Below are 18753 nucleotides of genomic sequence, written 5' to 3' on the forward strand. Positions count from 1 at the left end.
GGACGATCCGGGGCCCAGACGTCAGCCTCCATGGCATGGTCGGCGAAATATCAGCCGCCTGGGTTCCGGGTTCGCTTCGCGCCCCGGAATGACGGAAAAGAAATCGGAGCGCGCCGCCCCTCTTTTCTCATCGCCCCGGCTATTCTCGGCTCGCCCCACCGGGCAAACTCGGCCGTGAAGAACCGGAGCCTTTCATGACCTTCGCCACCGCCGACCTGTGCGACGCCCATCCCGATGTGGTGAAAGTCTGCCACATCCCATTCCGCAGCTTCGGCCAGGTCACAGCCTTCCACGGGCCGATCCGCACCCTCAGCGTCCTCGATGACAACGCCCTGGTCCGTCAGGCGCTGGAGCGGCCCGGTCAGGGCGCGGTTCTGGTGGTCAACGGCGGCGGGTCGCTGAAACGCGCCCTGGTCGGCGACAACCTGGCGAAACTGGCCATCGACAACGGCTGGGCCGGGATCATCGTCCACGGCGCCATCCGCGACAGCGCCGTCATCGACAGCATGGGGATCGGCGTCAAGGCCGTGGGGACCATCCCCCTGCGCGCCGACCGCGACGCCATCGGCGAAATCGACATCCCCACGGCCTTCGGCGGCGTCATCTTCACGCCGGGCGACTGGCTCTACGCCGACGCGGACGGGGTCATCGTCGCGCCCCGGCGGCTGCACGACTAGCCATACCTTTCCTCCCCATTTCATGGGGAGGTAGCGCGGCGGCGCAGCCGACGTGACGGAGGGGACGACGCCGTCCTTGCCGAATGCGCTCAAATCGTCAGACGGCAGAGCCGCCCCCTCCACCACTTCGTGGTCCCCCTCCCCATGAAATGGGGAGGAAAAAGCAACGCCGACGTCCGATCCTGTCACGCGATCACGCGCCAGTGATGCGCTCGGCGCAAAATCCCTATATGACGCCGGTTCCGACATTCTCCCTGCGCGCCCGAACTCCTTAGAGCGATACGCCATGACCAGCCTGAAACAGATCCGCTCCACCTTCCTCGACTACTTCGCGGCCGACGGCCACGAGAAGGTGCAGTCGGCTCCGCTGGTGCCGCAGAACGACCCGACCCTGCTGTTCGTCAACGCGGGCATGGTGCCGTTCAAGGACTATTTCACCGGCGCCGCGACCCCGCCCTACAAGCGCGCGACCTCGTCGCAGAAGTGCGTTCGCGCCGGCGGCAAGCACAACGACCTGGACAACGTCGGCTATACCGCGCGTCACCACACCTTCTTTGAAATGCTGGGCAATTTCTCGTTCGGCGACTACTTCAAGGACCACGCCATCGAGAGCGCCTGGGGGCTGCTGACCAAGGAGTTCGGCCTTGATCCTAGCCGTCTGCTCGTCACCGTCTATCACACCGACGACGAAGCCTTCGACATCTGGAAGAAGATCACCGGCTTCTCGGACGACAAGATCATCCGCATCCCCACCGCCGACAACTTCTGGGCCATGGGCGACAACGGGCCGTGCGGGCCGTGCACCGAGATCTTCTACGACCACGGCGACCACATCTTCGGCGGCCCTCCGGGTAGTCCCGATGAAGACGGCGACCGCTTCGTGGAGATCTGGAACAACGTCTTCATGCAGCACGAGAAGGAGAACGATCAGATCGTTCGCGACCTTCCCAAGCCCAGCGTCGACACCGGCATGGGTCTGGAGCGCATCGCCGCCGTGCTGCAAGGCGTCCACTCCAACTATGAAGTCGATCTGTTCAAGAGCCTGATCGGCGCCTCGGAAGAGCTGACCAGCACGAAGGCCGAGGGCGAGCGCGCCCCGTCGCACCGCGTCATCGCCGACCACCTGCGCTCGACCGCCTTCCTGATCGCCGACGGCGTGACCCCGTCGAACGAAGGCCGGGGCTATGTCCTGCGCCGCATCATGCGCCGCGCCATGCGTCACGCCCACCTGCTGGGCGCCGTCGACCCGCTGATGCACCGCCTGGTGCCGACCCTGGTTCAGGAGATGGGCGAGGCCTATCCCGAACTGGGCCGCGCCCAGGCCTTCATCGAGGACACGCTGAAGCAGGAAGAGATTCGCTTCCGCACCACCCTGGGCCGCGGCATGAACCTGTTCGATCAGGCTACGACCGGCTTCAAGGCCGGCGACATGCTGGACGGCCAGACGGCCTTCACCCTCTACGACACCTACGGCTTCCCGCTGGACCTGACGCAGGACGAGGCCCGCCGTCGCGGCTTCTCGGTCAATGTCGCCGGGTTTGAATCCGCCATGGACGAGCAGCGCGCCCGTTCGCGCGAACACTGGACCGGCTCAGGCCAGACGGCCTCGGCCGGCGCCTGGCTGGCCCTGCGCGACCAGCACGGCGTGACCCAGTTCACCGGCTATGACAGCGAAACCGGCGAAGGCCAGGTCGTCGCCATCCTCAAGGACGGCGTGGCGGTCGACGCCGCCGAAGCCGGCGAAGTGGTCGAGGTCGTGCTGAACCAGACCCCCTTCTACGCCGAAGGCGGCGGTCAGGCCGGCGACAAGGGCGTCTTCGTCTGGACCAACGGCGAAGGACGGGTGCTGGACACCAAGAAGCACGCCGACCTCTTCGTTCACACGGTCCAGGTGGCCCAGGGAGCGGCCCTGACGGTCGGCGCGACCGTGGCCGCCACGGTCGAGGTCGGCTCGCGCCCGACCACCCGCGCCAACCACTCCGCCGCCCACCTGCTGCACGCCGCGCTGAAGAACGTGCTCGGCCCCCACGTCGCCCAGAAGGGCCAGATGGTCGACGCCGAGCGCATGCGCTTCGACTTCAGCCACAACGCCCCGCTGACGGACGAGGAGATCGCCCGCATTGAGGACGAGGTGAACGCGGTCATCCGTCAGAACCTCCCGGCCACGACCCAGTTGATGGCGCCGGAACAGGCCATCGAGGCCGGCGCCGTCGCCCTGTTCGGCGAGAAGTACGGCGAGGAAGTCCGCGTCCTGACCCTGGGTCACGCCCTGTCGGGCGAGGGCGCCTATTCGGTCGAACTGTGCGGCGGCACCCACGTGGCCCGCACCGGCGACATCGCCCTGTTCAAGATCGTGTCGGAAGGCGGCGTCGCCGCCGGCGTCCGCCGCATCGAGGCCCTGACCGGCGAGGCCGCGCGTCAGTTCCTGCTGGCACAGGCCAATGTCGCCCGTTCGCTGGCCCAGAGCTTCAAGATCCAGACCGCCGACGTCCCGGCCCGTGTCGAAGCCCTGACCGCTGAACGCAAGGCGCTGGAGAAGCAGGTCGCCGACCTGAAGAAGCAGCTGGCCCTGGGCGGCGGCGCGGGCGCTAATGCGGCCCCGGAAGAGATCAACGGCGTCAAGCTGATCGCCCGCGTTCTGGACGGGGTGGACGGCAAGGGCCTGCGCGGCGTGGCCGAGGACTTCAAGAAGCAGCTCGGCTCGGGCGTCGTCGCCCTGGTCGGCGTCACCGACGGCAAGGCGGCCATCACCGTCGCCGCCACGCCGGACATGGCCGGTAAGGTCAACGCGGATGACCTGGCCCGCGACGCCGTCATCGCCATGGGCGGCAAGGGCGCCGGCGGCAAGCCCGACTTCGCCCAGGGCGGCGCCCCGGATGGGTCGAAGGCCGAAGCCGGTCTGGAGGCGATCCGGGCCGCGCTGAAGGGCTGATCGCCCTCACAGGCTGAATGAAATCAGGCGGCGGGCTTTCGGGTCCGCCGCCTTTTTCTTTCCTCCCCATTCCATGGGGAGGGGGACCGCGTAGCGGTGGAGGGGGCGACGCAAACGTCAGCCGTCGAGCCGCCCCCTCCGTCTCGTCGCCTGCGGCGTCGATCCACCTCCCCATCGCTACGCGACAGGGAGGAAAGGAAAGGGCGGCGTGCACACCCCCATCCCCGACCCTTCCCCCCTCGAGGGGGAAGGGAGCAGAGAATGCGTTACTCCGGCGCGCTCAGATCAATCCCCGCCAGCTTCCAGCCGAACAGGTTGCGGCGTTTCATCAGCAGGGAGACCTGCTCGTCCGGCTGGTCGTCGCGGGTCAGGGTGACGGCGAAGGTGTCGAGGTCGCGATAGCCCCAGGACTGTCGCACCTTCTTGCTTTCGGGCTTGCTCTGCGGCTTCGGGCCTGCCTCGGGCTTGGCCTGGTCGGGCTTGGGCCCCTGGCCTTCCTGCACCATGACCGCGATGGCCTGGGGCGTGACGAAGGCGTCCACCGCGCCCGACACCAGGGTCGGAGCCAGCAGCATGCCCAAGCCCGACAGACCTCCCAGGCGGTCGTCCTCGCGCATTTCGGCGACCATGCGGGCGCTCAGCTCGTCTTTCAGACTGGCGCGGAAGGCGGGAAAATCGACCTGACGCTCCAGCGCCTGTTCGTTTCCGGTCTTGGCCGCCTGCACCAGCGACCGCGCGGCCAGCAGCGGCGAAGCGGCATAGGCCAGGACGAAGACCGCCACGGCGGCGCCCCCCAGTCGAATGATCAGTTTCTGGTTCATCGGCCCTCCCCTGCCTTACGAACGCGACGGGTAGGCGACATGTTGCACCACGACCCAGGGACATTAAGGGCATGGTTCGTGAGGGGGCTCAAGCGCGGCGTTAATGCTTGGCGTCATTGCGCCCCCTCCCGCCGTCATCCTCGGACTTGACCCGAGGATCGAGCGCAAGGTCGCACTCAACCTCACCCCCGTCGCGCAGGCGGACAATCCGATCCTCGGATCAAGTCCGAGGATGACGGCGGTTGGGATGGACAGCGCCCAGTAGAAAGGCCCGCGGGATTTCTCCAGCGGGCCCATTCTTGGTGCGTAACGCGCTCAAGCAGCGCGGAGCACGGTAGCGCCGCTAGCCGATGTTCGGCAGGGCCTTCTTCAGGTTCTCGGAGACCTTGTCGAGGAAGCCCTCGGTGGTCAGCCACGACTGCTGGTCGCCGACCAGCAGGGCCAGGTCCTTGGTCATGAAGCCGGCTTCGACGGTCTCGACCACGACGCGTTCCAGGGTGGCGGCGAACTCGGCCAGGTCGGCGTTGTCGTCCAGCTTGGCGCGGTGCGAGAAGCCGCGCGTCCAGGCGTAGATCGAGGCGATCGAGTTGGTCGAGGTGGCCTCGCCCTTCTGATGCTGGCGGTAGTGGCGGGTGACGGTGCCGTGGGCGGCTTCCGATTCCAGCACCTTGCCGTCCGGCGTCATCAGCACCGAGGTCATCAGGCCCAGCGAGCCGAAGCCCTGAGCCACGATGTCCGACTGCACGTCGCCGTCGTAGTTCTTGCACGCCCAGACGAAACCGCCCGACCACTTGATGGCCGCAGCCACCATGTCGTCGATCAGGCGGTGCTCATAGGTCAGGCCCTTGGCCTTGAACTCGGCGGCGAACTCTTCGTCGAACACCTTCTGGAAGATGTCCTTGAAGCGGCCGTCATAGGCTTTCAGGATGGTGTTCTTGGTCGACAGATAGACCGGATAGTTGCGCTGCAGGCCGAACGAGAAGCTGGCGCGAGCGAACTCGGTGATCGAGTCGTCCAGGTTGTACATGCCCATGGCCACGCCGGCCGAGGGGAAGTCGAAGACCTCGTAGTTCTGCTCTTCGCCGTTGGCGCCGACCCACTTCATGGTCAGCTTGCCCGGACCAGGAACCAGGAAGTCCGTGGCCTTGTACTGGTCGCCGAAGGCGTGGCGGCCGACGACGATGGGCTGGGTCCAGCCCGGAACCAGACGCGGCACGTTGGAGCAGATGATCGGCTCGCGGAAGACGACGCCGCCCAGGATGTTGCGGATGGTGCCGTTCGGCGACTTCCACATCTTCTTCAGGCCGAACTCGGCCACGCGGGCTTCGTCAGGCGTGATGGTGGCGCACTTGACGCCGACGCCGTGCTTCTGGATCGCGTGGGCCGCGTCGATCGTCACCTGGTCGTCGGTGGCGTCGCGGTTTTCCATGCTGAGGTCGTAGTAGTCGAGGTCCAGGTCCAGATAGGGGAAGACCAGCTTGTCCTTGATCATCTGCCAGATGATCCGGGTCATTTCGTCGCCGTCGATGTCCACGATGGGGTTGGCGACCTTGATCTTGGCCATGCTCTGCCTCTGTCTCTCAATCTGGGAAGGAATATCGTGCGGGCGGTATAGCGAGGCGCGGGCGCGGGCGCAAAGGGTCAGGGGCCGCAAGCGCCTTCCTGTGCGCAAAGGCCCCGATCCGACTTGAACCGGAGGCCGGCTTGACCGTTCATGGCGTCCCGCTCCTGTCGCCGGAAACGCCGCCCATGATGCTTCGCAGCCTGTTGCTTACCGCGTCCGCCGCCCTGGCCCTGGGGGCCTGTCAGGAATGGGCTTCGACAGAGCCGACCGCCTCGACCGCCGTCGCAGCGGCGCCCGCCTCCCGCGACCCCGCGGCGGCCACGGTCAAGACCGAGACGCGCAAGTTCCGCGACTGGCTGGTCGTCTGCGACAACGGCAACGCCTGCTCCGCCTTCGGTCCCGCGCCCGACGGTCAGGGCGGCTGGGTGCGCGTCAGCATGAATGCCGGACCCGACGCCCGCCCCGCCCTCTCCGCCGGCTTCTGGGGTGATCAGGAAGAGGGCGGCGCCGGGCCCTTCACCCTGACGATCGACGGCCGCGCCTTCCCCGCCGCGCAGGGAATCGACCCCTCCAATGATCAGGCCTACGCCGGGGTGATCGAGGGCGACGCCCTGCCGGTCGTGGACGCCTTGGCATCAGGCCGCCGCATGACCCTGTCGCAAGGGGTGGAGAGCACGCCCATCTCCCTGTCCGGGGCCGCCGCCGCCCTGCTGTGGATCGACGAGCGTCAGGGCCGCCTGAGCACCGTCACCGCCCTGGTGCGGCGCGGATCGAAGCCAGCCTCCACCGTGCCCGCCGCCCCGGCCCTGCCGGTGGTGCGCCCCGCCCCCGCCGTGGCCCAGACCAACCTGCCCAAGCCCGTCCTGTCCGCCGCCTTCGAGGCGCGGGCCGACGTGAAACAGTGCCGCGCAGACACCGTCCAGAGCCCGACCTTCCAGACCGCCGTCACCGTGGACCGCCTGTCGGCGGATCAGGAGTTGTGGGGCGTGCCCTGCTCGTCGGGGGCCTACAACTACAGCATGCGCTATTTCGTGACCGGCCCGAACGGCGCCGATCCGCAGGCGCTCAGCTTCCCCACATCGCGCACGCCCGACGACGAGGTGGTGGACAGCGAGTATGATCCCGGCAGCCGCACCCTGCGCGGTTTCAACAAGGGGCGCGGCATCGGCGACTGCGGCATCGACTCCCTCTGGGTCTGGACCGGCCGCGCCTTCGTCCTCGCGGCGGAGAGCGAGATGCGCGAATGCTGGGGCGTGCCGTCCGACCAGTGGCCGACGACCTGGCGCAGCCGCTGACATGAAAACGGCCCGGATACGGACATCCGGGCCGATCTTCAGTAGAAAGCCGCCCCTCAGCCCCGCATCTGGGCTTCCAGCACCGCCAGCGGCAGCGAGCCGTTCATCAGCACCCTGTCGTGGAAGGCGCGCAGGTCGAAGCCGGGCCTGGCCTCGGCGTCGGCCCGCAGCCGGGCGATGACCGTGTGGCCAACCTTGTAGGCGCAGGCCTGGCCCGGCCAGACGGTGTAGCGGTTGATCTCGCTGTTCGAGGCGTCCAGCGGCTTGGCGCCCGAGGCCGCCATGTATTCGACCGCCTGTTCGCGGCTCCAGCGTTCGGAATGCAGGCCGGTGTCGACCACCAGCCGCACGGCCCGGAACAGGTAGGACATCAGGAAGCCGACCCGCCCCAGCGGGTTGTCGGCATAGGCGTTCAGGTCGTTGGCCGCGACCGCCTCGGCATACAGAGCCCAGCCCTCGTTATAGGCCGAAAAGCCGCCCGCCCGGCGCCATTGCGGCAGTTCGCCTGACTCGCGCTGCAAGGCGACCTGCAGGTGGTGGCCCGGCGAGGCCTCGTGATAGGTCAGGGTCGGCAGGGCGAACTTCGGCCAGTTCCCGCTGTCGCGCAGGTTGATGTAGTAGGCGCCCGGTCGCGAGCCATCCAGCGGCGGGCCGTGGTAGTATCCGCCCGGCGCGCCCGACTGGATCGACACCGGCACGCGGCGGATTTCGACGTGGGATTTCGGCAGGCGGCCGAAGACGGTCGGCAGCTTCGGCTCCAGCGCCGCCACCTGCTCGTTCAGCCAGGCCAGCAGCTCTTCCTTGCCCGCGTCTGTGTTGGGGAAGAGCTGGGCCGGGTCCTTGTTCAGGGCCTGAATCCGCTCGCCGACCGTGCCTTGCGTATAGCCCTGGGATTTCAGGATGGCGTCGATCTCGGCGCTGATCTCGGCCACCTGTTCGCGGCCCATCCTGTGGATCTCGGCGGCGCTCAGGGTCGTGGTCGTATTGGACTTCAGGCCATTGGCGTAGAAGGCCTCGCCGTCGGGCAGGCGCCAGACCCCGGCGTCGTGCGTCGCCTGCGGACGGATGGCCTCCAGCGCGGCGACCTGACGGGCCAGGGCGGGCTTGATCTGCTGATCGACGATGGCGGCGGCGCGGGCGTCATAGCCGGTCAGGTTGAGGGCCGCGGTCTTGCGGACCAGCGACTGGATCATCGCCAGGTCGGCGGCGGGCGTGTCGCGCAGGGTGCGGACCTGAGGCAGCATGCGGTCGATGATGAAGTCCGGCGGGATGACGCCCAGCCCAGCGTCCTCGCGCACCTTGTCCGTCTCGCCGTCCAGCACCCCGGCGAAGGCCGACAGGCGCGACAGGAAGGCGTCGGCACCCGCCGCATCCTCGATGCGGTGCTGGTTGTCCATGAAGTCCGGCGTTTCGAAATAGGCGCCTGACAGCTGGGTCACGACATAGGGCGACGGACGGCCCGGCCCGGCGCCATAGGCGAAGCGCGCGGTCTCGGCCGAGGTCTCGCGTCCGAAGGCGGCGATGGCGTAGTTCAGCGCGCCGGCTTCGGACAGCCCGGTCTGGTCGAAGGCGCGCAAGGTCGCCCAGCGGCTAATGGCCTTGTCGCGGTCCTTGCGGATGGCCTCGGGGCCGGCCTCGCTGAGTTTGGACGACAGGCCGGCGCGCGCGCCCTTGTCCAGACCCAGGTTGGTGGCGCGCTCGGGCGCCTCGTCCACGTCGGCCTCGAACCAGCCGTCCAGCAGGGCGTTCAGCCGCGCATCCGCGTCGCTGGCGGCGGCCTGGGCCAGAGACGGCGCCACGGCGGCCGTGGCGGCGGCGGTCAGCAACAGGCGGCGGCGGTCGATCATGGTCTTACTCCCCGACGAGAAGGGCGCGACGCCGCGCGCCCCCTCACACTCAAACTGTCGTCGGGCCGGCGCGCCCGTGTGGTGGTTCAGGCCGGCGTCCAGGCGTTCATCGTCCGCTCCAGCACCGTCAGCGGCACCCCGCCCAGGTTCAGGCCGGTGTCATGGAAGCCCTTGATGTCGAAGCGGTCGCCCAGACGGCGCTTGGCGTCTTCGCGCAGCTTGACCCAGGTGGTGTGACCGACCTTGTAGCTGGAGGCCTGACCCGGCCAGACGCAGTAGCGCTCGACCTCGGTGGCGACGCTGGATTCCTGATCGCCCAAGGTGTCGACCATGTAGCGGATGCCCTGTTCGCGGCTCCAGCGCTTGTGGTGCAGACCGGAATCGACGACCAGACGCGCGGCGCGGAACATCAGCGACTGCAGATAGCCGATCTGACCGAAGGGATCGTTCTCATAGGCGCCGATCTCGTCCGCCAGTTGCTCGGCGTACAGGCCCCAGCCCTCGGAATAGGCTGAGAAGCCCATGACCTTCATCAGCAGCGGCGTATCCGGTTGCTCCTGCTGCAAGGCGATCTGGAAGTGATGGCCCGGCACCGCCTCGTGATAGGTCAGGGTCGGCAGGGTCCACTTGGGCCATTCCGCCGTGTCGCGCAGGTTGATGTAGTAGGCGCCCGGTCGCGAACCATCCAGGGCCGGCGACTGATAATAACCGCCCGGCGCCCCGGCCTCGATGGCCTTGGGCACGCGCTTGATGTCGCACGGCGACTTGGGCAGGCGGCCGAAGTAGTCGGGCATCCGCGCCTGCATGGCGACCATCTGGACGTTGAGTTCCTGGATCAGCTCGTCCTTGGCCTCGTCCGTGTTCGGATAGACGAAGCGCGGGTCCTTGCCCAAGGCGGCGATGCGCTCGCCGACCGAGCCTTGCGTCATGCCTTGCGCCTTCAGCAGGGCGTCGGCGCGGGCCGAGATTTCGGCCACCTGCTCCAGCCCCATCTGATGCACCTCGTCCGGCGTCATCGACGAGGTGGTGAAGTATTTCAGGCCGAAGCGGTAGTAGTCCTCGCCCTGCGGCAGGCGCCAGACGCCGCCGTCGTGGGTGGCGCCCGGACGCACCGCTTTCAGGGCCTCGGCCTGACGCTGGATGGCCGGATAGACGTCCGCGGTCAGGATGGCCTGGGCGCGCGCGGCCCAGTCGCCGGGGATGGCCTTCTCGGCGGTGCGGCGGGCGAGGGACTGGCTCATCACCGAGTCCGCCGGAGCCGTGCCGGTGATGGCCGCCATCTGGCTCAGGGTGCGGTCGATGACGAAGTCGGGCGGCACGGCCCCCGCGGCGAAGTCGGCCTGCATCCGCGCCCGCTCATCGTCGAGCGCTGTGGCGAAGGCCGACAGGCGCGACAGATAGGCGTCGGCGTCGTCCGCCGCCTCGATCCGGTGCTGGCTGTCGAGGAAGTCGGGGATCTGCTGATACGATCCGCCCAGCTGGCTGACCGTATAGGGCGAGGGGAACATGCCGCCGCCATAGGGGAACCTGTACCCCTCCATCGCCGTGTCGCCGAAGAACTCCAGCGAGTCGCAGTAGGTTTGCTCCTCGGCGGTCAGTCGGGCGCGATCCGTGGCCTTCAACGCCCTCATGTTTTCAGTGAACTTGATCTTGTCCGCTTCGATCTTGGCCTGGGAGCGGTCGCCCAACTTGAAGCGCGCATCGGCCTTCGCACCTCGGTCCATACCCAGCATGGTCAAGGATTCGGGGTCGGACAGGAACATGTCCTGCGCGATCTTGTCCAGCAGGGCCAGGAACTGGGCCGAGACGGGCCCGGCGGCGGCGGGCGCCCCTGCGGCCTGGGCCAGGGCGCGTGCGGCGCCGGAGGTCGCGAATGCGCCTCCAAGCGCAGCGGTCATCAACAGGCGGCGACGGTCCATCATCGGGGCTTCCTCCCAAAAGCAATGGGAGGGGATGCTAGCGCAGCGACGCCGCCCGGCAAGGCGTCACCGTCGTGGGCGGATGACGTTTCGTCCATCCGCCGCCTTGGACGTAATCAGCCCGGCTGGATGTGGGCCTTGAGGCAGTCGCGCACGGCCTTCTTCAGATCGCCCGGCGCATTGGGTTCGTCCACGCCGTCGGCGGCCAGCACGGCCTTGACCGCCGCGTCCAGACCCTTGGGCAGGGCCTCGACCACCTTCTTCTGACCCTTTTCGTGCAGGCAGAAGCCCACCTCGCTGCACAGGGCGGCGAACATCTCGTCGAAGTCCACGTGGTCGAAATTGGGGGCGGCGTCAGTCATGAAGTCTCAGGCTTTCAGGCGGGTCGCATGGAAGGCCACGTGGTCATCCACGAAGCTGGCCATGAAGAAGTAGGAGTGATCATAGCCCGGCTGCATCCGAAGGGTAAGCCGCTGTCCCGCCGCCTTGGCCGCCGCGACCAGAAGTTCGGGTTTAAGTTGCTCAGCCAGGAAGGGGTCGGCGTCGCCCTGATCCACCAGGATGTCGTCGAAGACGCCGTGCGCGGCGCCGTTCTCGATCAGCAAGGCCGCGTCATGTCTGGCCCATTCGGCGCGATCCTCGCCCAGATAGGCGGAAAACGCCTTCTCGCCCCAGGCGCAGCGGGTCGGCGAGGAAATCGGCGCAAAGGCCGAGACCGATTGGAACAGGTCGGGGTGGCGCAGGGCCAGGGTCAGGGCCCCGTGGCCGCCCATGGAGTGACCGAAGATCGAGCGGGTCTTCGTCGTGGGGAATTCGGCGTCGATCAGGGCGATCAGTTCGTCCGTGACGTAGCTCTCCATGCGGAAGTGCGGCGCCCACGGCGCCTGGGTCGCATCGACATAGAAGCCCGCGCCCTGCCCCAGGTCATAGGCCGGATCGTCGGCCACGCCTTCGCCTCGGGGCGAGGTGTCGGGCGCAACGATGATGACGCCGTGTTCGGCGGCGGCCTTGTAGGCCCCGGCCTTGGTGGTGAAATTGTCCTCGGTGCAGGTCAGGCCCGACAGCCAGATCAGGACCGGGAACGGCCCCTCGCCCGCGGGCACAAAGACCGACAGGGTCATGGGCGTGCCGGTGGTCGCGCTGTCGTGCTTCAGATAGCGCAGGGTCCCGCCGTGAACGACGTGGGTCTTGGTGGTTTCCATCAACTCAGACTCCTGAAGATCAGTCGGGCCAGACGCGGGCCATGAAGGCGTCGTCCAGTTGGCCGCCGTCCTTCGAGAAATAGCTGTACCAGTCGCGCGGTATCGGCGGGCTGGCCCCGGCGGGCGGCGCGCCGCCGCCCCAGGCCTCGAAGCCGACGCCGACCAGGATCGGCCCCTCGCGCACGGCGGGCGCGGGCACGGCCTCGACCGCCCTGACCACGGCTGCGACAGTTTCCGCGCTGGGCGCCGGCTCACCGGTCACGACCCAGGCCCTGGCCCGCCCGCCCGGCTTGACCATCAGCAGCAGCATGCCCGAGGCGCCCGGCTGGACCGGCGCGGCCCGCACAGCCCCCTCCGCAGCAATCGCCGCCGCATTGACATAGGGCGACAGGGCCGAGACCTCGACCCGCGCCTTCATGACCGGGTCGGGCAGATAGAGGACCACGTCCTTGCCGACCCAGGCCTCGGCGGGCGCCTCCGCCGCCACGGGCGCAGGCTCGCGATTGCAGGCGGCGAGGCCCATGACGGCCAGACCGGCCATGATCGACGCTATCGCCGCCGTCTTCATCGTTTCAGTCCTCAGCCGGGCCGGTGAACGGCGCAGATCTTGTTGCCCGACGGATCGCGCAGATAGGCCAGGTGCATCTTGCCGAAGGGGGTTTCGCGCGGACCCGCCGGGTCCTCGATGGCCGTGCCGCCCGCCGCTACGCCGGCCTCGGCGAAGGCGACGACCGCCTCGGGGCTGGCCGCCGCGAAACCGATGGTGCCGCCGTTGGCGTGACAGGCCGCCTGACCGTCGCGCGGCGTGACCACGCCCAGCATGCCGCGCGGCGTCCTGTACCAGACGCCGGGACGGGGCTGATCGCTGAAGGCGCCCGGCTGATGGCCCAGGGCCCCGAGCACCGCGTCATAGAATTTCTGCGACGCCTCGATGTCGTTGGCGCCCAGGGTGACGTGCGTGAACATGATCTTCCTCCGATGGTGCGCCCGGCCGGTTCGCCGGGCGCCGCAAGCTAAGCGAATATAGTTTCTTTTGACAACTGACTACGTGGCGGCTCAGGCCGGCTTGGCGCCGTCGCGCGCATAGCCTTCCATCAAGCCGGCATAGTCTTCGACCGGCGGGAACGCCGGATAGCCCACGCGAGCGCCGGACTGGACCCCCGGCAGGCGATCGGCGACGCCCGTGTCGGCATAGGGGACGACCCAGGAGGCATCCTCCAACAGACTGGGGCGCAGGTTGACGAACGCCCCGCCCGCAATGCCGCGCGTGAACAGCCAGGTCTTGCATGACGGACAGAAGTGATGCTCCGGCACAGGATTGTGCAGGCCGCCGATCTCGGTCTCGCCCTCCACTTCCAGCCCCGAGGCCGGCAGCATCAGGCTGAGCGAATAGGCTCCGCCCGTCAGCTTCTGGCAGGCCCGGCAATGACAGGCCGAGGCGAAGACCGGCGCCTCGGTGACTCGCACGCGCACCTGGCCGCACAGGCAGGCGCCCGTCCACGGCAGCTTCCAGTCACTCATAGGCCAGCCCTTCCTTTTAGAACACGATCACTGAACGGATGCTCTCGCCCGCGTGCATCAGGTCGAAGGCCTCGTTGATGCGTTCCAGCGGCAGGGTGTGGGTGATCATGGGGTCGATCTCGATCTTGCCGTCCATGTACCAGTCGACGATCTTGGGCGTGTCAGTACGACCGCGCGCGCCGCCGAAGGCCGAGCCCTTCCAGACGCGGCCGGTGACCAGCTGGAACGGACGGGTCGAGATCTCCTTGCCCGCCTCGGCCACGCCGATGACGATGCTTTCGCCCCAGCCCCGGTGGCAGGCTTCCAGCGCCTGACGCATGACCACGGTGCTGCCGGTGCAGTCGAAGGTGTAGTCGGCGCCGCCGTCGGTCAGTTCGACCAGATGGGCCACCACGTCGGACACCTCCTTCGGGTTGACGAAGTGGGTCATGCCGAAGCGGCGGCCCCACTCTTCCTTGTCCGGGTTGATGTCCACGCCGACGATCATGTCAGCCCCGACCAGCTTCAGCCCCTGAATGACGTTCAGGCCGATGCCGCCCAGGCCGAAGACCACGGCGTTGGCGCCCGGCTCGACCTTGGCCGTATTGACCACGGCGCCCACGCCCGTCGTCACGCCGCAACCGATGTAGCAGGCCTTGTCGAAGGGGGCGTCCTTGCGGATCTTGGCCACCGCGATCTCGGGCAGGACCGTGTAGTTCGAGAAGGTCGAGCAGCCCATGTAGTGGGCGATGGCCTGACCCTTGTAGGAAAAGCGGCTGGTGCCGTCGGGCATCAGGCCCTTGCCCTGGGTCGAGCGGATCGAGGTGCAGAGGTTGGTCTTGCGGCTCAGGCACGACTTACACTGGCGGCATTCCGGCGTGTAGAGCGGGATGACGTGGTCGCCGACCGCCAGGCTGGTCACGCCAGGCCCGACCTCGACCACCACGCCCGCGCCCTCGTGGCCCAGAATGCTGGGGAAGATGCCCTCCGAATCCAGACCGTCCAGCGTATAGGCGTCGGTGTGGCAAACGCCCGTCGCCTTGATCTCGATCAGCACCTCGCCGGCGCGCGGGCCCTCCAGATCGACCTCGACGATCTCGAGCGGACGTTTGGCTTCGAAGGCGACGGCGGCGCGGGTTTTCATGGCGAGGGCTCCTTGGTCTCTTCAGTCTCTCCCCTTCTCCCCTTGCGGGAGAAGGTGGCGGCCGCAGGCCGACGGATGAGGGGTCGCACCGGCGGCGACCAGTTTCAACCCCCGCAAACGTCAACGGTCAACGAGCCCCCTCATCCGACCCGCTGCGCGGGCCACCTTCTCCCGCAAGGGGAGAAGGACGTAGGGTGACGCCATGATCCACAAGAACCTCGTCATCCTGACCGGCGCCGGCGTCTCGGCGGAATCCGGCGTGCCTACCTTTCGCGCCTCCGACGGCCTGTGGGAGGGGCATCGCATCGAGGCGGTGGCCACGCCCGAGGGGTTTGCGGCGAACCCGGCCTTGGTGCAGGACTTCTACAATCAGCGGCGACGACACCTGGCGACAGTCCAGCCTAACGCCGCGCACCGCGCCCTGGCCGATCTGGCGGCGCGGTGGGACGGCGATTTCCTGCTGGTGACGCAGAACGTCGATGATCTGCACGACCGGGCGCACGCCGAGACGCCGCCCGCCTCGGGGTTTGAGCTGATCCATATGCATGGCGAGCTGAACAAGGCGCGCTGCACCGCGTCCGGCGTGGTCTGTGACTGGACCGGCGATCTGGAGGCCGAGCAGGCCTCGCCGCATCATCCGCGGGGACGAATGCGCCCGCACATCGTCTGGTTCGGGGAGATGCCTCTGGCGATGGAGCGGATCGAGGCGGCGTTGGAACGCTGCGACCTCTTCGTCTCCATCGGCACCTCGGGCGCCGTCTATCCGGCGGCGGGCTTCGTCCAACTGGCGCGGATGGCCTGCGCCCGGACGGTGGAGATCAATCTGCAGCCGACGCAAGGCGCGCGCCTGTTCGACGAGGGCGTCTATGGCCCCGCCACCGAGGCCGTGCCTGCCTTCGTCGCGGACCTCTAGGCTCGCGGGCCGAACAGGATCACCCCGGCCCCGATCAGGCAAACCGCGCCGCCGATCAGGTCCCAGCGGTCCGGCGTCGTCTTCTCGACCAGCGCCATCCAGACCAGCGATGCGACGATATAGACTCCCCCATAGGCCGCAAACGCCCGCCCCGCCGCCTCGGCCGGCGCCAGGGTCAGCAGCCAGGCGAAGGCGATCAGACTGATCACGCCCGGAACCAGCCAGACCGGCGACCGATCCAGCTTCAACCAGGCCCAGAAGGCGAAACAACCGCCGATCTCGGCCAGGGCGGCCAACGGGTAGATGAGGGCGAGCTTCATTTCATCTCCGTCATTCCGGGGCGGCGCAGCCGAACCCGGAACCCAGACCGTTCAACATGCGGCGCGACGACAGGACAAGGCACAGTCATATCAACCCCCTGGGTCCCGGGTTCGCTTCGCGCCCCGGGATGCCGGCATTGAGGAGTCAGTCATACCAGTCCGCCGCCAGGTCTTCCCAGACAGGGTTGGCGGCTTCGATCAGTTCCAGCTTCCACGCACGCCGCAATTTCTTGATCTGCTTTTCGCGCGCGATGGCTTCGGTCATGCCGAGCTGTGGCTCGAACCAGACCAACCCTTTGCAGCCGTAGTCGTCGGTGAAGCCCTTGAACGTCCCCAGCCTGTGTTTCCAGACGCGAGCATGAAGGTCGCTAGTGACGCCGGTATAGATCGCGCCGTTACGGCGGTTGGCCATGATGTAGGCGGCGATGATCGCATCTGGATTTCGCACTGACCCCACCCCTCCGTCATTCCGGGGCGCGTAGCGAACCCGGAACCCAGGCCATTCAGCACGCAGGGCGGCGACAGGACAAGGCGGCGATACAGCCGACGTCTGGGTCCCCGGGTTCGGCTGCGCCGCCCCGAGGATGACGGAATAAAGGAAGCTACTCGCCCTTCTTTGCTTCTTCCGCCGCGCGCTTTTCGGCCAGTTTGGCCAGGACGCGGCCGCGGCCCTTGGCGAGGGCGTGGATGGCGCCGCGCATGGTGGCGACTTCCTGTTCGGTGAAGGCCGCGCGGCCCAGCATGACGCGCAGGTTCTGGCTCATCGAGGGCTTCTTGTCGGGCGGATGGAAGAAGCCGCCGGCGTCCAGCTCGGCCTCGAAGTGTTCGTACATGCCGACCAGCAGCTCGTTCGAGGCGGGCGGATCGCCTTCCCTGAATCGCGGCGGGGGAGCGTCGAGGATGAGGGTGCGCCACTCATAGGCGTTGATGGCCACGGCCTGGGCCAGGTTCAACGAGTGATGGCGCGGGTCGATGGGGATGGTGGTGATCCCGGCGCACAGGGCGATGTCGGTGGTCTCCAGACCCGCGCGCTCGCCGCCGAACAGCAGGCCGGTCTTCAGCCCCGAGGCCGTGTCGTCATAGAGGATTCGGGCGCTTTCGCGCGGCGTGCGCACCGGCTGGCGCGTCTCGCGCGGGCGGGCGGTGGTGGCGAAGACGGTGTTCAGGTCATGAACGGCCTCGGCCACGCTGTCGAAGACGCGCACGCCCTCCAGCACCCAGTCGGCGCCGGAGGCGGTGGCCCAGGCCCGCTCCTGGGGCCAGCCGTCGCGCGGCGTGACCAGCCGCAGTTCCGACAGGCCGAAATTGGCCATGACGCGGGCGACCGCGCCGATGTTCTCGGCCATCTGGGACTTGTCGAGGATGACGACGGGGGGCGTGAGTTCAGTCATGACCGTCCCCTACCCCTCCGTGCCATCCAGCGAAAGTCAGTCCTCGCCGATCATCGAGGTCCAGGGGTCGACCGTGCCGGCCTCGACCTCGGCCACCTTGACGGCTGGCCAGCCGATGGCGGCCGTGCCGCTTTCACGCCAGCTGAGGATGATCAGGTCGCGCAGTTCCGAGGCGCCCGCCGCGAGGCGCTCGGTGACGAAGGCCGCGCCGCGCGGGTCGGCGTCGCGGAAGCCGCCCGCCTTCTCCAGACGGTAGAAGGGAATGACCGTGCCCAGCGTCGTCTTCAGATAGCCGGCGGTGCGGGCGCGCAGGTCCAGACCGGAGACCTGAGGCTGGCTCATCGCCGCCTCGACCGTGTCCAGGCGGGCGACGCGGGAGGTGAACTCGCCCTCGAAGATCGCATGGGTGCGGCGCGAGTTGGTGAACCCCTCGGGGTTGGGGTGATCGCCCCAGCCGTTGAAGTGGATCGACATATGGTGCGGCTGCGAGCCGTCGCCGACATAGTGGGCCAGGACGCCGATGTCGCGCAGGATCAGGGCCTCGCGGCGTTCACGGTCGGCGCGGTACCAGGCCTTCTTGCCGGGGTCCGTCTCGCGTCCCTCGGCGGCGGTCAGCACGCGCCAGTAGGCGAAGTCGCGGCCCAGGTTCTGATAGGCGTCCATCATGGCGTAGGGCAGATAGCCGGCGTCGTCGACGCTGAGGCCCGCCTTGGTCAGGGCCGCGTCATAGTCCGACTTCAGCCGAGGCAGGGCGTCGATGGACGGGCCGTTGGCGTTCATGGCGAAGCCGTTGTCGTCGAAGTCGATGAAGTGGGCCGTGTCGCGCTCACGGTCATGCGGCTGGCCGGCGCCCTTCCAGCGATCCGGCTCGCGCGCCAGTTCGCCGACGTCGGCGATCGAGGCCGGGGTCCGCAGGAAGGCCGGCAGGTCGTCGCTCAAGGCTCGCATGGCCGCGACGCCGATCAGGCGGTGGCCGGTATTGCCCCAGGCGTCGACCTGAACGGCGGGGGCCGCGACCAGCATCAGGGCGGCGGCGGAGATCATCAGGCGTTTGACTTGACGCTTCATCGAAGGACACCGGCGGAAAATTTCGAAGGGAAACGACCGCTTATCCCATTCCCGGCCCCGCCTCCACCCATGCGGCCCACGACGTGGCGGCGCGATCACGCCGCCGTTATCTTAGGCCCGCGCGCAGTCTTTCTTCGCAATAAAGTGTTACATGGTCAGA

At 68.0% G+C, this 18753-nt stretch carries 18 protein-coding genes; 4 read left to right on the forward strand and 14 right to left on the reverse strand.

Translation table 11 applies throughout. The annotated features are described in order from the left end of the window. The first annotated feature begins 194 nt into the window (after positions 1-194). Both rraA and alaS read left to right on the forward strand, forming a co-directional pair. A complete protein-coding gene (rraA, locus tag DXK21_RS00125) occupies positions 195-677 on the forward strand; it encodes a ribonuclease E activity regulator RraA (RefSeq protein WP_114815764.1) in 483 nt (160 codons plus the stop codon). A gap of 286 nt (positions 678-963) precedes the next feature. Beyond that, positions 964-3609 carry an alanine--tRNA ligase gene (gene alaS / locus DXK21_RS00130; protein WP_114815765.1) on the forward strand — a complete coding sequence of 882 codons (2646 nt, stop codon included), beginning with the start codon at positions 964-966 and terminating at the stop codon, positions 3607-3609. 266 nt (positions 3610-3875) lie between these two features. On the opposite strand, the gene DXK21_RS00135 is transcribed toward alaS, so the two are convergent. Both DXK21_RS00135 and DXK21_RS00140 read right to left on the reverse strand, forming a co-directional pair. Continuing rightward, positions 3876-4430, reverse strand: coding sequence for a DUF2939 domain-containing protein (locus DXK21_RS00135; RefSeq protein WP_114815766.1), 555 nt, complete (start codon positions 4428-4430; stop codon positions 3876-3878). Between the two features lie 343 nt (positions 4431-4773). Beyond that, positions 4774-5994, reverse strand: coding sequence for an NADP-dependent isocitrate dehydrogenase (locus tag DXK21_RS00140; protein WP_114815767.1), 1221 nt, complete (start codon positions 5992-5994; stop codon positions 4774-4776). 140 nt (positions 5995-6134) lie between these two features. Between DXK21_RS00140 and DXK21_RS00145 the strand changes: the two genes are divergently transcribed. Next, entirely contained in the window at positions 6135-7289 is a 1155-nt protein-coding gene (locus DXK21_RS00145; RefSeq protein ID WP_114815768.1) for a DUF1176 domain-containing protein, read from the forward strand. A 56-nt stretch (positions 7290-7345) separates the two neighbouring features. Here DXK21_RS00145 and DXK21_RS00150 read toward each other — a convergent pair whose 3' ends face one another. From DXK21_RS00150 to DXK21_RS00185, 8 genes are all read right to left on the reverse strand, one after another. After that, positions 7346-9136, reverse strand: coding sequence for a DUF885 domain-containing protein (locus DXK21_RS00150; RefSeq protein ID WP_114815769.1), 1791 nt, complete (start codon positions 9134-9136; stop codon positions 7346-7348). 86 nt (positions 9137-9222) lie between these two features. After that, the gene (locus DXK21_RS00155) at positions 9223-11058 is read right to left on the reverse strand and encodes a DUF885 domain-containing protein (protein ID WP_114815770.1); all 1836 of its coding nucleotides are present in this window, start codon (positions 11056-11058) and stop codon (positions 9223-9225) included. A 113-nt stretch (positions 11059-11171) separates the two neighbouring features. Then, positions 11172-11417: a hypothetical protein gene (locus DXK21_RS00160; protein ID WP_114815771.1), complete on the reverse strand. Its 246-nt coding sequence runs from the start codon at positions 11415-11417 to the stop codon at positions 11172-11174. 6 nt (positions 11418-11423) lie between these two features. Beyond that, the gene (gene fghA, locus DXK21_RS00165; RefSeq protein WP_114815772.1) at positions 11424-12257 is read right to left on the reverse strand and encodes an S-formylglutathione hydrolase; all 834 of its coding nucleotides are present in this window, start codon (positions 12255-12257) and stop codon (positions 11424-11426) included. A 19-nt stretch (positions 12258-12276) separates the two neighbouring features. Beyond that, entirely contained in the window at positions 12277-12825 is a 549-nt protein-coding gene (locus DXK21_RS00170; protein ID WP_114815773.1) for a hypothetical protein, read from the reverse strand. 11 nt (positions 12826-12836) lie between these two features. After that, entirely contained in the window at positions 12837-13223 is a 387-nt protein-coding gene (locus tag DXK21_RS00175) for a VOC family protein (protein WP_114815774.1), read from the reverse strand. A 90-nt stretch (positions 13224-13313) separates the two neighbouring features. After that, a complete protein-coding gene (locus tag DXK21_RS00180; RefSeq protein ID WP_114815775.1) occupies positions 13314-13778 on the reverse strand; it encodes a GFA family protein in 465 nt (154 codons plus the stop codon). Positions 13779-13794: 16 nt separating this feature from the next. Then, entirely contained in the window at positions 13795-14901 is a 1107-nt protein-coding gene (locus DXK21_RS00185; protein ID WP_114815776.1) for an S-(hydroxymethyl)glutathione dehydrogenase/class III alcohol dehydrogenase, read from the reverse strand. Positions 14902-15103: 202 nt separating this feature from the next. On the opposite strand from DXK21_RS00185, the gene DXK21_RS00190 reads away from it, so the two are divergent. Next, positions 15104-15814, forward strand: a complete 711-nt coding sequence (locus DXK21_RS00190; protein ID WP_114815777.1) for an NAD-dependent deacylase — start codon at positions 15104-15106, stop codon at positions 15812-15814. Here DXK21_RS00190 and DXK21_RS00195 read toward each other — a convergent pair. The 4 genes from DXK21_RS00195 to DXK21_RS00210 all read right to left on the reverse strand — a co-directional run bounded on the left by DXK21_RS00195 (position 15811) and on the right by DXK21_RS00210 (position 18593). Further along, positions 15811-16134 carry a YnfA family protein gene (locus DXK21_RS00195; protein ID WP_114815778.1) on the reverse strand — a complete coding sequence of 108 codons (324 nt, stop codon included), beginning with the start codon at positions 16132-16134 and terminating at the stop codon, positions 15811-15813. The two genes, DXK21_RS00190 and DXK21_RS00195, sit on opposite strands and share 4 nt — an antisense overlap. 145 nt (positions 16135-16279) lie before the next feature. Further along, a complete protein-coding gene (locus DXK21_RS00200; protein WP_245944991.1) occupies positions 16280-16582 on the reverse strand; it encodes a GIY-YIG nuclease family protein in 303 nt (100 codons plus the stop codon). A gap of 154 nt (positions 16583-16736) precedes the next feature. Next, positions 16737-17525, reverse strand: coding sequence for an RNA methyltransferase (locus DXK21_RS00205; RefSeq protein ID WP_114815779.1), 789 nt, complete (start codon positions 17523-17525; stop codon positions 16737-16739). A 36-nt stretch (positions 17526-17561) separates the two neighbouring features. Continuing rightward, positions 17562-18593, reverse strand: coding sequence for a phospholipase C/P1 nuclease family protein (locus tag DXK21_RS00210; protein ID WP_114815780.1), 1032 nt, complete (start codon positions 18591-18593; stop codon positions 17562-17564). Positions 18594-18753 lie beyond the last annotated feature (160 nt).

Source organism: Brevundimonas bullata (assembly GCF_003350205.1).
GTDB lineage: Bacteria > Pseudomonadota > Alphaproteobacteria > Caulobacterales > Caulobacteraceae > Brevundimonas > Brevundimonas bullata.

Coding starts and splice junctions, on each gene's coding strand:
- DXK21_RS00195 (WP_114815778.1), bottom strand. CDS start 16,134: ATGAAGCTCGCCCTCATCTACCCGTTGGCCGCCCTGGCCGAGATCGGC.
- DXK21_RS00190 (WP_114815777.1), top strand. CDS start 15,104: ATGATCCACAAGAACCTCGTCATCCTGACCGGCGCCGGCGTCTCGGCG.
- DXK21_RS00135 (WP_114815766.1), bottom strand. CDS start 4,430: ATGAACCAGAAACTGATCATTCGACTGGGGGGCGCCGCCGTGGCGGTC.
- DXK21_RS00180 (WP_114815775.1), bottom strand. CDS start 13,778: ATGAGTGACTGGAAGCTGCCGTGGACGGGCGCCTGCCTGTGCGGCCAG.
- DXK21_RS00170 (WP_114815773.1), bottom strand. CDS start 12,825: ATGAAGACGGCGGCGATAGCGTCGATCATGGCCGGTCTGGCCGTCATG.
- DXK21_RS00155 (WP_114815770.1), bottom strand. CDS start 11,058: ATGATGGACCGTCGCCGCCTGTTGATGACCGCTGCGCTTGGAGGCGCA.
- DXK21_RS00150 (WP_114815769.1), bottom strand. CDS start 9,136: ATGATCGACCGCCGCCGCCTGTTGCTGACCGCCGCCGCCACGGCCGCC.
- DXK21_RS00140 (WP_114815767.1), bottom strand. CDS start 5,994: ATGGCCAAGATCAAGGTCGCCAACCCCATCGTGGACATCGACGGCGAC.
- DXK21_RS00205 (WP_114815779.1), bottom strand. CDS start 17,525: ATGACTGAACTCACGCCCCCCGTCGTCATCCTCGACAAGTCCCAGATG.
- DXK21_RS00210 (WP_114815780.1), bottom strand. CDS start 18,593: ATGAAGCGTCAAGTCAAACGCCTGATGATCTCCGCCGCCGCCCTGATG.
- alaS (WP_114815765.1), top strand. CDS start 964: ATGACCAGCCTGAAACAGATCCGCTCCACCTTCCTCGACTACTTCGCG.
- DXK21_RS00160 (WP_114815771.1), bottom strand. CDS start 11,417: ATGACTGACGCCGCCCCCAATTTCGACCACGTGGACTTCGACGAGATG.
- rraA (WP_114815764.1), top strand. CDS start 195: ATGACCTTCGCCACCGCCGACCTGTGCGACGCCCATCCCGATGTGGTG.
- DXK21_RS00175 (WP_114815774.1), bottom strand. CDS start 13,223: ATGTTCACGCACGTCACCCTGGGCGCCAACGACATCGAGGCGTCGCAG.
- fghA (WP_114815772.1), bottom strand. CDS start 12,257: ATGGAAACCACCAAGACCCACGTCGTTCACGGCGGGACCCTGCGCTAT.
- DXK21_RS00185 (WP_114815776.1), bottom strand. CDS start 14,901: ATGAAAACCCGCGCCGCCGTCGCCTTCGAAGCCAAACGTCCGCTCGAG.